Raw genomic sequence first — 1,015 nt, 5'->3', positions numbered from 1 at the left:
ATCAGAATCAGCAAGTGCTTCAGCCTCAGCAAGCGCCTCTGAGTCAGCAAGTGCGTCAGAGTCAGTAAGTGCGTCAGTCTCAGCAAGTATATCAGAATCAGCAAGTGCGTCAGCCTCAGCAAGTGCGTCAGCCTCAGCAAGTGCGTCAGCCTCAGCAAGCGCCTCAGCTTCAGCAAGTGCTTCAGCCTCAGCAAGTGCGTCAGCCTCAGCAAGTGCGTCAGCCTCAGCAAGTACATCAGCCTCAGCAAGTGCGTCAGCCTCTGTAAGTGCATCAGCCTCAGCAAGTGCGTCAGCCTCTGTAAGTGCATCAGCCTCAGCAAGTGCGTCTGAGTCAGTAAGTGCATCAGAATCAGCGTCAGCCTCAGCAAGTGCGTCAGCCTCTGTAAGTGCATCAGAATCAGCAAGTACATCAGAATCAGCAAGTACTTCAGAATCAACAAGTGCATCAGAATCAACAAGTGCATCAGAATCAACAAGTGCATCAGAATCAGCGTCTGCATCTGAGTCAGTAAGTGCCTCTGAGTCAGCAAGTGCGTCTGAGTCAGTAAGTGCGTCAGCCTCAGCGTCAGCATCTGAGTCAGTAAGTGCCTCGGCTTCAGCAAGTACTTCAGCCTCAGCAAGTGCGTCAGCCTCAGCAAGTGCGTCTGAGTCAGTAAGTGCATCAGAATCAGCGTCTGCATCTGAGTCAGTAAGTGCATCAGCCTCAGCAAGTGCGTCTGAGTCAGTAAGTGCATCAGAATCAGCGTCAGCCTCTGAGTCAGTAAGTGCCTCGGCTTCAGCAAGTACTTCAGCCTCAGCAAGTGCGTCAGCCTCTGTAAGTGCATCTGAGTCAGCAAGTGCGTCAGCTTCAGCAAGTGCATCAGAATCAGCAAGTGCATCAGAATCAGCAAGTGCATCAGAATCAGAAAGTGCATCAGAATCAGAAAGTGCATCAGAATCAGAAAGTGCATCAGAATCAGAAAGTGCATCTGAGTCAGCAAGTGCGTCAGAGTCAGGAAGTGCGGGGGGGGGGGGG

The 1,015-nt window shown here is 51.6% G+C and carries 1 pseudogene; it reads right to left on the bottom strand.

The annotated features are described in order from the left end of the window. Positions 1-1,015, bottom strand: a pseudogene (locus H7T99_RS10525) (hypothetical protein); the annotation flags it as partial.

The sequence above is a fragment of the Streptococcus sp. 17.1 genome (genome assembly GCF_016648655.1).
GTDB lineage: Bacteria > Bacillota > Bacilli > Lactobacillales > Streptococcaceae > Streptococcus > Streptococcus salivarius_E.
The sequence above is the reverse complement of the archived record's forward strand: the minus strand, read 5'-3'. Positions and strand labels throughout refer to the sequence as shown.